The sequence below is a fragment of the Providencia sp. PROV048 genome (genome assembly GCF_033688165.1).
Classification (GTDB): Bacteria; Pseudomonadota; Gammaproteobacteria; order Enterobacterales; family Enterobacteriaceae; genus Providencia; species Providencia hangzhouensis.
On sequence record NZ_CP096360.1, the window covers coordinates 1,224,084 to 1,236,195 of the forward strand.

At 43.1% G+C, this 12,112-nt stretch carries 10 protein-coding genes; 2 read left to right on the forward strand and 8 right to left on the reverse strand.

Annotation, left to right across the window (positions count from 1 at the left end; all coding sequences use genetic code 11):
* The first annotated feature begins 53 nt into the window (after positions 1 to 53).
* The gene (locus tag M1F26_RS05170) at positions 54 to 1,424 is read left to right on the forward strand and encodes an esterase-like activity of phytase family protein (protein ID WP_140171201.1); all 1,371 of its coding nucleotides are present in this window, start codon (positions 54 to 56) and stop codon (positions 1,422 to 1,424) included.
* A 126-nt stretch (positions 1,425 to 1,550) separates the two neighbouring features.
* Here the strand turns inward: M1F26_RS05170 and M1F26_RS05175 are convergent, their stop codons facing one another.
* The 5 genes from M1F26_RS05175 to ppiB all read right to left on the reverse strand — a co-directional run bounded on the left by M1F26_RS05175 (position 1,551) and on the right by ppiB (position 5,890).
* Positions 1,551 to 2,789, reverse strand: a complete 1,239-nt coding sequence (locus M1F26_RS05175) for a CynX/NimT family MFS transporter (protein WP_140171200.1) — start codon at positions 2,787 to 2,789, stop codon at positions 1,551 to 1,553.
* Positions 2,790 to 2,905: 116 nt separating this feature from the next.
* Entirely contained in the window at positions 2,906 to 3,988 is a 1,083-nt protein-coding gene (gene purK, locus M1F26_RS05180) for a 5-(carboxyamino)imidazole ribonucleotide synthase (RefSeq protein WP_140171198.1), read from the reverse strand.
* Positions 3,988 to 4,503 carry a 5-(carboxyamino)imidazole ribonucleotide mutase gene (purE, locus tag M1F26_RS05185; protein WP_140171196.1) on the reverse strand — a complete coding sequence of 172 codons (516 nt, stop codon included), beginning with the start codon at positions 4,501 to 4,503 and terminating at the stop codon, positions 3,988 to 3,990. Before purE ends, purK begins: the two co-directional genes overlap by 1 nt.
* 156 nt (positions 4,504 to 4,659) lie before the next feature.
* Complete coding sequence (gene lpxH, locus M1F26_RS05190; RefSeq protein WP_140171194.1) at positions 4,660 to 5,385, reverse strand: UDP-2,3-diacylglucosamine diphosphatase; 726 nt, start codon at positions 5,383 to 5,385, stop codon at positions 4,660 to 4,662.
* Positions 5,386 to 5,395: 10 nt separating this feature from the next.
* Positions 5,396 to 5,890, reverse strand: a complete 495-nt coding sequence (ppiB, locus tag M1F26_RS05195; RefSeq protein ID WP_004260260.1) for a peptidylprolyl isomerase B — start codon at positions 5,888 to 5,890, stop codon at positions 5,396 to 5,398.
* 266 nt (positions 5,891 to 6,156) lie between these two features.
* On the opposite strand from ppiB, the gene cysS reads away from it, so the two are divergent.
* Positions 6,157 to 7,545, forward strand: coding sequence for a cysteine--tRNA ligase (gene cysS, locus M1F26_RS05200; protein WP_140171192.1), 1,389 nt, complete (start codon positions 6,157 to 6,159; stop codon positions 7,543 to 7,545).
* 744 nt (positions 7,546 to 8,289) lie between these two features.
* Here cysS and fruA read toward each other — a convergent pair.
* Genes fruA through fruB form a run of 3 tightly spaced genes read right to left on the reverse strand, consistent with a single transcriptional unit; the run spans position 8,290 to position 12,091 of the window.
* Positions 8,290 to 9,984, reverse strand: a complete 1,695-nt coding sequence (fruA, locus tag M1F26_RS05205; protein ID WP_140171190.1) for a PTS fructose transporter subunit IIBC — start codon at positions 9,982 to 9,984, stop codon at positions 8,290 to 8,292.
* An 11-nt stretch (positions 9,985 to 9,995) separates the two neighbouring features.
* Positions 9,996 to 10,940, reverse strand: a complete 945-nt coding sequence (gene fruK, locus M1F26_RS05210; RefSeq protein WP_140171188.1) for a 1-phosphofructokinase — start codon at positions 10,938 to 10,940, stop codon at positions 9,996 to 9,998.
* Entirely contained in the window at positions 10,937 to 12,091 is a 1,155-nt protein-coding gene (gene fruB, locus M1F26_RS05215; protein WP_140171186.1) for a fused PTS fructose transporter subunit IIA/HPr protein, read from the reverse strand. Before fruB ends, fruK begins: the two co-directional genes overlap by 4 nt.
* Positions 12,092 to 12,112: the final 21 nt, after the last annotated feature.

Here is a 12,112-nt window from a genome sequence, read left to right on the forward strand (position 1 = left end):
ATGGTTATGATTCCCGCATCAATTATTGATGACCTTAAAATGGAAACATAACAATGCAGAATAACCATTCGATTAAACGTAAACTGGGCTCGTTATCTTTATTAGCTGGTTTAATTTCATTTAGCATCACCGGGTTTGCACAACAAGAAGTGCCAGCAACGTTAGCGGGTCACTCCATTCTTCCTGTTAATTCCATGGTTTCTTCCCCCGAAGATGCACCTTCAGACATGCAAGTGAGCGGTAAATTTACCACTGGCGCTCGTGTCGATAGTTTGGGGAAAGTGGAGGGTAAATCCGCGGATCGCCCAACAGGAATGCATATTCCAATCAAAGGCCAGCCACGTCAAGGGCACTCGGGTATTAAACGTATGGCGGATGGCACTTACTGGGTTTTAACTGATAATGGATTCGGCAACAAAGCCAATTCTCCTGATTCGATGTTGTATGTCACTCAATATGATATTGATTTTCAGTCAGGTAATACAACGCCATTAAAAACGGTTTTCTTCCATGACCCCGATAAAATTATCCCTTTTCATATTACGAATGAGAGCACAAAAGAACGCTATTTAACAGGCAGTGATTTTGACCCTGAAAGTTTTCAATTTGCAGGGGATGCCCTATGGGTTGGCGATGAGTTCGGCCCTTACCTAATCAAAATGGATTTGGATGGCAAAGTATTAGCTTTATTTGAGACACAAGTAGATGGAAAGAAAGTCGTTTCTCCTGATCACTACCAAATCACAACACCGGGTAAACCCGCAGATAAAGTGAATTTCCAAGTCAACCGTTCAAAAGGTTTTGAAGGTATGGCGTCATCGCCAGACGGTTCTAAGCTCTACCCAATGCTAGAAGGGGCAATTTGGCTTGATGACAAACAAGATTATGAAAGTGTTGATGGCAAACGCGCAGCACGTATTCTTGAGTTTGATGTAAAAAAACAAAATTGGACAGGCAGAAGCTGGTTGTATGTCTTTGAAGACAATCAGAATGCCATTGGTGACTTTAACTTAATCGATGATACCCACGGCCTAATCATTGAGCGTGATAATGGTGAAGGTACAGCAGATAAAGCCTGCACGGCGGGAAGCAGTAATACTGAAAATTGCTTTAGTAATTTAGCTAAATTCAAGCGTGTTTATCGTATTGAATTTTCAGATAACAATATAGGCAAACCAGTAGATAAGCAGGCTTATATTGATTTAATGAATATCAAAGACCCGAACAATATGGCAAGAAAACCGCTTAATGACGGAGTGTTTACTTTCCCATTCTTCACTATTGAAAACGTGGATGTGGTTGATAGTGAACACATTATTGTTGGTAATGACAATAACTATCCGTTTTCATCTAGCCGTGAGCCAAATAAAGCGGATGATAATGAGTTTATCTTATTAAACGTCCCTGAGTTGTTAAAACCGTAATTGATTTTGCGCCACCATTTAATTTTTTCGGTGGCGCAAATAAGCAGTATGTTTTGATCCAATATCTGGTCTTAAGCTTGTTTTCCCTTTGGTTTTAATTTTCCCGAGCTAATCACTCGGGATTTTTTATTTGTGATTGAGGGCTGGGGGCTTCATCATCAAAGTAATGAATAAAATAACCACAACGGGAGCCGCGATAACCAAAAAAGCAGGGGTGAAACTTCCTGTGAAATCTTTTATTGCACCCGCAATAAAAGGTGCTAAGCAGGCAACCGTTGAAATTAAATTTACGACAGAGAATAGTTCTAAGTATGGGCCTCGGCCGAAATAATTTGACAGTAAAACACTTGATGCCAAAAAGGTCATGCCGTAGCCAATACCAACGCATAACACAAATAAAATAAGCCAAAGCCATGAGGTGGCAATACTGAGGAAAATGACACCTAATACCATGATAATTAGGCTACCGATTAATAGTTTCTTCGGTTCTAACCATTCGCCTGCGGCTCCACCAATAAACCTTGAGAATGCATTCACAAATGCCATTGTGCTTAATAACGAAACCGCCACTGTCATGCCAAAGCCGCGCTCTTCAATATGGGCGACAGCAAAACTGTTAACGGTGATACCACACCATAAAAACGAGGTATAAGTCGCAGCAATCAAGTAGAACTGCCATGTACGCAGTGCTCTGCCGACCGTCCATACTTCTGCAGTGCGATAAATAGGTTTACTTGCGTCACTAACTTGTTTTTGCATTACCTTTTTTGCGTGCTCTTGCTCTTTTTTACCTTCTCGCAGCATAAAAATCGTGATTAACGTGACAATGCTAAGATAAACGGCACATAGAACCCAATGCATGCGCCATGAGCCTAATTGGTTTGATGCGTAAAAGTAAATCCAAGGGCCTGCAACTCCACCCAAGCCCCCGATGGTGAAATATAACCCAAAGGCAAGGGATTGTTTTTCAAATAGCCGCGAAAGTACATAAGTCCCCGGGACCGTAGCGAGTAAGGTGAAACCAATACCAATCAATGCAGTACCTAAAAAATAGGTGCTGATGGCTTGTGTGGAATAAAGGCTATAAAAGCCAGCAACAAAGATACTGGTGCCTAGCAATAAAGTGGCTCGTACACCCACTTTGCGGATTAACAGAGACGGGAGAAAACTCGCTAGCCCGCAAGTTAAACCCAGTAGCGTAAAACCAAAACCAGCCTCACTCCAGCTCCATTTGAGCTCACTAATCATCTCAGGTAAAACCACGCCAAGAGAGGTAAAGGTTGTCGCGGTGGCTAAAAAATAAACCAGCCCTAACAGAATAAGAATGCACCACTGATAAAACGGACTAAAAGTCTGCGAGGACATATTGACTCCAGTAATGCCGCACACCTTAAATCAGGATATTTGTTTTCTGGATGACGGCGAAAATAGCATAATGCCCGAAAATAGTTTCGGGCATCGAATCGGGCTATTTTCCCTATTTATTGATGAGAGTACCAGTCTAATTTTGCATTTGCCCACTCAATGCCACTTTTGTACTCATTTGGCAAAAGTGGGATCAAAGCCGCCAGTGTGGCAGATAATTGGTGGCAGTCACGATGGGAAAGGTTTAAATGACCCACTTTTCGGGCAGGGTGTACCTCTTTTTCATACCAGTGAAGGTGAACGAGGGGTAAGCTCAGCCAGTCTATATTTACATCAGTGCCGATTAAATTGACCATCACGGCAGGGCTATATACCTCTGGAGATGGCATTGGCAGGTTTAAAATAGCACGTAGATGTAATTCAAACTGGCTAATGGATGCGCCATTTTGTGTCCAATGGCCGCTATTATGTACTCGAGGCGCAATTTCGTTAATCAGCAAGTTATTGCCCACGACAAAGCATTCCATTGCCATCACACCGATATAACCAAGTTCATCCATCACTGCGCTGAGCATAGCTTGAGCTTGTTCTTGTTGCGGATTAGTTGACTTAGGGAAGGCCACACTGGTACGCAAAATGCCTTCTTGGTGTAAATTATGGGTGATCGGGTAAAAAACGGATTCCCCCGCTGCATTTCGGGCACCAATGACAGACACTTCCGCGTCAAAAGGGATACCTTGTTCAACGATGCATTCACCATAAATTTCAGCAGGCAGGTCTTTTTCATCACCAGGGCGAACACGCCATTGACCTCGCCCGTCATAGCCACCAGTTCTGCGTTTTACAATGAGAAACTCACCGAGTGTGGCAAACAGCTCAGGCCATTGTTCAGGGGATTCTAATAATGCCCAAGGTGCAGTAGAAAGTTGTAAGCTATCAAATAAGCTTTTTTGTGGAAACCTATCAGCTAAACGTGGAAAAATATCACGGTTAATAAAGGCATTATGGCGAGCTAATTCTTTTGTTAGCGGGGTTTCTGGCCAACGTTCAATTTCAGCGGTGATGACGCTTTGCTGATAAGGAACCGCTTCAGGTTCTGCATCAAGCCCTACAGGAAAAACAGCAATGCCTAATGGCTCACCCGCTTGACGCAGCATGCGGCCGAGTTGGCCATTACCAAGCACACAAACGGGTTTCATTATGCTTCCCTCGGGTCTGGGTTGTTCAGCACATCATTGGTTTGGACTTCTCGCCACGCTGAGAGGCGGTTGAAAATAGCAGTATCACTTATTGCTAATACTTGAGCGGCTAAAAGTGCTGCATTTGCGGCACCTGCTTTGCCGATGGCTAGTGTGCCTACAGGGATACCTTTAGGCATTTGCACGATAGAATATAGGCTGTCAACACCACTTAATGCAGCGCTTTGTACAGGAACACCAAAAACAGGAACTAATGTTTTAGCGGCGATCATTCCTGGTAAGTGAGCAGCACCACCAGCACCTGCAATAATCACATCAAACCCATTTTTTTTTGCATTTTCAGCAAAGGAAAATAATTTATCCGGGGTGCGATGTGCAGAGACGATTTCGACGTGAAAAGGGATTTGGAGTTCTGTTAATACATCAGCTGCGAGCTGCATTGTCGTCCAATCACTTTTCGAACCCATAACAATGGCAATTTTTGCCGCAGATTGAGCAGGAATTTGGGCAGTCATTTGGTGCTTTCCTGTATTGAAAAAAAACATCACCCTGAGGTGGGAAATTGAATTGTCTCGATCATATCATGGTAAAGCAGCAAGGAAAACGTTTGCGTGATCAATAAGTGAGCAAACAGTTGTGGCGATATATCAAAAATGGTTCGTTAGGCAAAATTACTTGAAAGGAAAGAAAATCAGTTCAATGCCTTGCTCGTTAATTACAAAGGCGGAACCTTCATAGTGCCAAGCACCTAATACACCCCGATAATGCAACTTACCTCCAATATTTACTTCATGAATAGCAGGGCGGTGAGTATGACCATGGATCATCCATTGCGCTTGGTGCCTTTGTAATGCATCAATAACGGCTTGTGAATTGACGTCCATAATCGACTCGGCTTTCATGCTGCTTGCATACTGGCTATTTTGGCGCATTTTTTGCGCGATACGGCGACGCACAAAAAGAGGGAGTAACAAAAACAGCCGTTGAACCCAAGGGGTATGAACTTTTTTACGGTAATTTTGATAGGCAGCATCGTCAATGCATAATGTATCACCATGCAGAATTAAAATGCGCTTGCCGTAAAGTTCGAGCAATGTTTCCTGTGGGAGTATGGTCATGCCACACTGTTTCGCATAGCGTTGACCAATTAAAAAATCCCGATTTCCATGAATGAAATAGCAGGGAATTCCACGGTCAGTGAGTAGTTTGAGTTCGTTGGCAACTTGTTGATGTAGCGGATTGTCATCATCATCGCCCACCCAATAATTAAAAAAATCACCGAGAATATATAGGCTTTCGGCATGGATGGCTTGCTGTTGAATAAAATTAATAAAACCGGCGGTGATCGCCGGTTCATCTTCACTCAAATGCAAATCTGCAATGATGTAAGTGGACATGCGTTCAGGTTTACTCGCTGACAGTCACTTTTTCAATGATGACGTCTTCGCGTGGAACGTCTTGGTGGAAGCCGCTGCGGCCAGTTGAAACACCTTTGATTTTGTCAACAACATCCATGCCTTCAACGACTTCAGCAAATACACAGTAGCCCCAGCCATCTGGACGCTCTGAACGGAAGTTCAAGAAGTCGTTGTCAACAACGTTGATAAAGAATTGTGCTGTTGCTGAATGAGGGTCGTTAGTACGAGCCATTGCCAAAGTACCACGGGTATTTTTTAAACCGTTGTTTGCTTCGTTTTTAATAGGCGCTTTAGTGTTTTTTTGTTCCATTCCTGGCTCAAAACCACCGCCTTGGATCATGAAACCATTAATAACACGATGGAAAATGGTATTATTGTAAAAACCTTCACGGCAGTAAGTTAAAAAGTTTTCGACTGTAACGGGGGCTTTATCGTCAAACGTTTTGATAACAATGTCACCGTGATTGGTATGAAATGTAACCATAATAGCTATCCTGAATAATTGTTTTTTGTGCGCTAACTTGCGAAAGCGTTGAGATCAGGACGTTTATATCACAGATAAAACCTGACTTGAAGCGGAAGGAAGCGTAGTCGGCCGTTTATAGCATAATAGATGTGTATTAAACCTAATCAATAAACTGAAAAGGAAGCGGGTAAACCCTTGCATTCTTAAGGTGATCGGGGTTCAATAACATGATATTTTATCGGTAGAAATCGATAATCATTTTTCAAATAAATGGAAAAGTTCAGATGCTACAAATTTTTAATACGCTAAGTCGTCAAAAAGAAGAGTTTAAGCCCATCCACGCAGGGAAGATTGGGATGTATGTGTGTGGCATCACTATCTACGACTTGTGTCATATCGGCCATGGCCGTACATTTGTGGCATTTGATGCAATTAGCCGCTATTTACGTTATTTGGGTTACGACTTAAATTATGTACGCAACGTCACCGATATTGACGATAAAATCATTAAACGTGCAGCAGAAAATAATGAAAGCGTCGAAGCGCTAACAACGCGTATGTTGGCTGAAATGCACAAAGATTTCGATGCCTTAAATATTTTACGCCCTGATAGCGAACCACGAGCAACGCGTCATATTGGTGAAATCATTGAATTAACCCAAAGCTTGATTGAGCGTGGTCATGCTTATGTCGCTGCGAATGGCGATGTGATGTTTGAAGTCAAAACCGACCCAAATTATGGTCTGTTATCTCGCCAAGATTTAGAGCAGTTGCAAGCAGGTGCTCGCGTCGAGGTCGCTGATGTAAAACGTAATCCAATGGATTTCGTCTTGTGGAAAATGTCTAAAGAAGGCGAACCAAGTTGGGAATCCCCATGGGGTTTAGGCCGCCCAGGCTGGCACATTGAATGTTCGGCAATGAACAGCAAAACGTTAGGCAACCATTTTGATATTCATGGTGGCGGCTCTGATTTAATGTTCCCACACCATGAAAATGAAATTGCACAATCTACCTGTGCTCATGATGGCCCTTATGTGAATTACTGGATGCACTCCGGTATGGTCATGGTTGATAGAGAGAAAATGTCTAAATCTCTCAATAATTTCTTCACTATTCGTGACGTACTTGAGTATTACGATGCAGAAACAGTGCGTTACTTTCTGTTATCAGGTCATTACCGCAGCCAATTAAACTACACGGAAGAAAATTTGAAGCAGGCACGTTCAGCACTTGAGCGCATGTATACGGCACTACGTGGTACAGATAAGTCAGCCGTACCTGCTGGTGGTGATGAATTTAAAGCACGTTTCATTGAAGCGATGAATGATGACTTTAATACACCTGAAGCCTATTCGGTATTATTTGATATAGTTCGTGAAGTTAATCGTTTGAAATCAGAAGATATGTCAGCAGCAAATGGTATGGCTGCACAATTGCGTGAGTTAGCAAGCGTACTGGGTTTATTAGAACAAGACCCTGAAGTCTTTTTAAAAGGCGGCGCACAAACTGAAGATGATGCGGAAGTGGCAAAAATCGAGGCATTAATTCAACAACGTCTAGATGCACGTAAGAATAAAGATTGGGCGCAAGCGGATGCGGCTCGTGATGAGCTGACAGCTATGGGGGTTGTGCTTGAGGATGGGGCTACTGGTACTACGTGGCGTCGCAAATAATACGCGTCATATTTCGTGCTGTGGCGGTGTTGCCATCACTTGGCTACTTGGGTCACATACTTTTGTATGCTCCCCAAGTTATCCGCGTTCGGCGCCTAGCCACAACACGAACTATTTAGCGTATTAATAAGAGTCATATTCATACTGTGGCGGTGTTGCCATCACTTGGCTACTTGGGTCACATACTTTTGTATGCTCCCCAAGTTATCCGCGTTCGGCGCCTAGCCACAACACGAACTATTTAGCGTATTAATAAGAGTCATATTCATACTGTGGCGGTGTTGCCATCACTTGGCTACTTGGGTCACATACTTTTGTATGCTTCCCAAGTTATCCGCGTTCGGCGCCTAGCCACAACACGAACTATTTAGCGTATTAATAAGAGTCATATTCATACTGTGGCGGTGTTGCCATCACTTGGCTACTTGGGTCACATACTTTTGTATGCTCCCCAAGTTATCCGCGTTCGGCGCCTAGCCACAACACGAACTATTTAGCGTATTAATAAGAGTCATATTCATACTGTGGTGGTGTTGCCATCACTTGGCTACTTGGGTCACATACTTTTGTATGCTCCCCAAGTTATCATTTCGAGTACTGATGGACTTAAAAAATCCTGCATATTTAAACGGTTAGGTATTGATATCTAACCGTTTTTTATTTTTAGTGTGAAATAAAAGCCCCCCAGTTAAGGGGGGAATAAGACTACCAACAGGGACTAGGAATGGAACTTAAATCTGGTGATTAAGCGATACTTGCCATTTCTTGTTGAGCTTCTTTGGGCGTTGCTTTTTTGACAATGGCATAAAGCACACCAGAAACCACCGTGCCAGCTACTATCGCGAATAAATACATCAATACATGATTAATAGCTCCGGGTATTAACAGCACAAATAAACCGCCGTGAGGTGCCATTAGCTGAATACCAAAGTACATGGATAGCGCCCCAGTTATCGCGCCACCAATGATACAAACAGGAAGAACACGAATCGGGTCTTTGGCGGCAAATGGGATTGCACCTTCTGAAATAAAACATAAACCGAGAACAAAAGAGGCTTTACCCGCTTCGCGTTCAGCGGGAACAAATTTATGTCTCGCTATTAATGTGGCAATCCCCATTGCCAGTGGCGGCACCATACCTGCAGCCATAATCGCTGCCATTGGTGCGTAGGTTTGTGAACTTAATAGGCCGACACCAAAGGCGTAAGCAGCTTTGTTGACCGGGCCTCCCATATCCGTACACATCATGACACCCAATATTGCACCTAAGATCACTGCATTGGTGGTTCCCATGGTATTTAGCCAGTTGGTTAACCAGTCCATCAACCACGCTACAGGGTGACCAATCACATAGATCATGGCTAAACCCGTAAATAAAGTGGAAATGAGTGGCACGATTAAAATTGGTTTTAACGCTTCCATGGTTTGTGGCAATTTTAATCGGGTGCTAATAAAGTGAGCGCTATAACCTGCAAGGAAACCGGAAATGATCCCGCCTAAGAAACCGGCGCCTAAGGTGGTTGCAAGTACCCCACCGACTAAACCCGGGGTTAGCCCTGTTCTGTCAGCAATGGAATAGGCGATATAACCCGATAGTACAGGCACCATTAATGCAAGGGCTGTTTGCCCACCAATTAGGCTAAGCGCCCAGGCCAGAGAGCCTTCTACATTGGATGCATCTAAACCAAAAGCAAATGAAAGTGCAGTACACAATCCTCCTGCCACAACCATCGGGAGCATATAAGACACACCTGTGAGTAAGTGCTTATAGACTCCGCGTTTTTCGTTGGATTGGCTTGATTGTGATGAGTTTTTGCCATTTTGTGGCGAAAATGTACTCGCCTCCTTTATCGCTCTATCTAATTCCTGTGCTGTTTTCTTCAATGCTGCACTGGTAGAGGTGCGGTACATTGGCTTTCCCGCAAATTTATCCACATTGACTTCGATATCAGCAGCGACAATGACTAAATCAGCTTGTGCAATTTCTTCTGGTGTAATTTCATTTCCAACCCCTACAGAACCACGGGTTTCTACTTTGATATTCCAGCCTCGTTTTTTTGCTTCAGCTTCAAGTGCTTCTGCGGACATATAAGTGTGAGCAACCCCTGTAGGGCAAGCTGTAACGGCTAATATAGAGAAAGTTTTTGTGTGCTGCGGTTCGGCAATTTGTTGTTCACAAAGTGTGGCTTCATTAATTGCTGATGTCAGGAATTCAGCAGGTTGCCTAACAGCGACATCGGGGTGGCCGAAATAGATTTTTTTGTCTGCACAATTGAAATCTTCAGGCAACTGAGTGTCAAAACAAATCACAATATCAGCATCAGTAAGCTGTTCAGTGAAGGTGATATTTTGTAAGGCAGATACATTCTTTAAGGCATCGATGGCTAGCCAGCAAATAGCAGGGCCTTGCTGGTGGCTTGGAGCGATTAATATTTTCATGTTTTTCATCCTCATTGAGCCGTAAACGGTTGTAAGTCAACCTTTGTCATCATATGTGCAAGTTGCGCTCGGTCTGTGATACCGACATTGGGTTGGGAGACTGCAAGTGCAGAAATGGCAGTAGCTAAGCGTAGTGTGTGCTCACTTGTCTGCCTCATCATTAGCCCGTAAATTAACCCACCTACCATTGAGTCCCCTGCGCCGACGGTGCTGATAACGTCACATTCAGGTGGTTTAGCAAACCAAGCACCTGATGAATTGACCCACATAGCGCCTTTTTCGCCTAAAGAAACTACTACATGCGCAATACCTTGTTGGCGAAGTTGATTCGCGGCATCAACGATATCTTGATGAGTTGGGAGCGGTTTGCCTGCCCAAATTTCAAGTTCACGATGATTAGGTTTTACTAACCAAGGAGAAGCTTTGAGCCCAGCGACAAAGGCTTCGCGGCTACTATCAAAAATGACACACATGCACTGTTCTCTAAGGCGTAACATCCATTGAGTAAAGTCTTTTAAATCAACTCCTTGAGGCAAGCTCCCACTGACGCAAATCATATCAAACTGACCTGCCCAGCTAAGTGAGTCGGTGACGAAACGTTGCCAGTCCGCTTTAGTGACACTGAAGCCTGAGAAGTTAAAATCGGTAACTTCGCCTGTGTGCTCTGTCAGTTTCACATTGATACGGGTGCGGCCTTCAACAACCTGAAAGCGGTTAGCAATTCCTGTTTCGCTGAACGCTTTTTGGAAACCATCTTGGTTTTCTTTACCTAAAAAACCACCAACAGTGACATCAATTCCTAAGTTTTTAAGTACTTTGGCCACATTTATGCCTTTTCCAGCGGCATGAAGCCCAGCCGTTTTGACTAAATTCACATCACCTCTATGAATATCAGGTAAAAGCCCAACTAAATCATAGGCGGGGTTTAACGTGATAGTTGCGACTCTTCTGCTCATGCGATTTCTTCTCCAAGTCCTGAGTTAATTGCCTCGCCAATGGTAACGATAGCTTCTTGTGCATCTGTACCTTCTGCGTGAATTCGTAAACGGTGCCCACATTTAGCGCCTAAACTGACGATTTTCATTAAGCTGCGACCATTTACGGGAGTCGCAGTACCATCAAGATTACTCACAGTAATAGTGCTTTCGAACTGCTTAATGGTGGTGACTAACTGGGTGCTCGGGCGCGTATGTAGCCCATGTGGATTAAGAACGGTGAAGTCCTGAGTGATTCCGGATGTACTTGATGATTCACTTTCCGTGTGTGAATCTTCACTACGCAATAAATTAATTAGATTGTTAACGTTATCAGTGTTGTTAATTAGATTTAATTCTTTATTTTTCAATAAATTATTTATTTTAAGTAAAAAAGTTTCTATCTGATAATTAGCGTAAGAGAGAGTGATTAGGGCATTGACTGGGTTACCTTGAAAGCTAAATGGTTTTTTTACGGTCGTTATCGCAATCGCATTCTGAATATTTCCAATAGGGCTATCACTTAACCAAATACCTTGACCTAAATACGAAGGTGTTTGGGTGAGAACTTGGGTAATAAAGTCGGTACTAACAGCTTGGGCGTTTTGTAGGTTAATAATATTCTGTATTTTTAATGTGTTTATATTATCAACACTGGCATTAACCGTGACCATAGAGTCATCAAGTTTCACTGGTTGAGTTTGGCGTTCACCCATTAGAAGTTGTTTTAAGGCTTTGGGAGTGTTTGCTTTGGCCATTGCATCCGCTGTGTGTTCATCACTGATTATATGGGTTAATTGACGAAGTAATTCGAGATGTTCGTTTGATTGAGCGGCAATGCCAATAACAATATAAGCAGTTTGGTTATCACCCCAATCAATACCATCAGGGAATTGGAAAACAGCAAAACCTGTTTTCAACACTTGGTCTCGTGTCTCTGTTGTCCCGTGTGGGATAGCGATGCCATTTCCTAAAAAGGTAGGAGCTTGGGTTTCTCGGTTAAGCATCCCTTGCGCATAACCGCTTCTTGCATAGCCAGCATTTTCTAATGCTTTAGCGACTTGTTCTATTGCATTTTTTTTATCAGATGCAGCAGCTGCAAGGTGGATATCACTTATTGGTAAGTTAAACATAATTTCTCCTGATTATTATTC